1 protein-coding gene is annotated in these 265 nt (G+C 50.9%); it reads left to right on the forward strand.

The features are described 5' to 3' along the window. Nucleotides 1-22: 22 nt before the first annotated feature. Nucleotides 23-265 (forward strand): hypothetical protein (locus SB751_RS31395; protein WP_410749196.1); only part of this gene is annotated, 243 nt, incomplete at its 3' end.

The raw sequence follows: 265 nt of genomic DNA on the forward strand, positions 1-265 counted from the left end.
GCTTGAGAATTTACGCGAGGTCGTGAAACCGAATAACCCATGGCCTTTCCTGAAGGTCGCCGCAGCCTGTCATTTTAGTGAACACGGTTGCGTTCCGGTAAATAAGGAAGAACTATCTGCGTATATCCCTAAAGCCGAAGAGCAATGGCAAAGTTGGCTGACGAGTGACGTCTGTTGGCGTCAGGTCGTCAGACGAGACGTATGCTATGCCGTTGCATTATTTGCCATTCAGCAATGTTGGGAAGGTCGCGCGGTAGAAGTGGCG

This window comes from Cupriavidus sp. SIMBA_020 (assembly GCF_046535395.1).
In the GTDB taxonomy this organism is placed as follows: domain Bacteria; phylum Pseudomonadota; class Gammaproteobacteria; order Burkholderiales; family Burkholderiaceae; genus Cupriavidus; species Cupriavidus campinensis.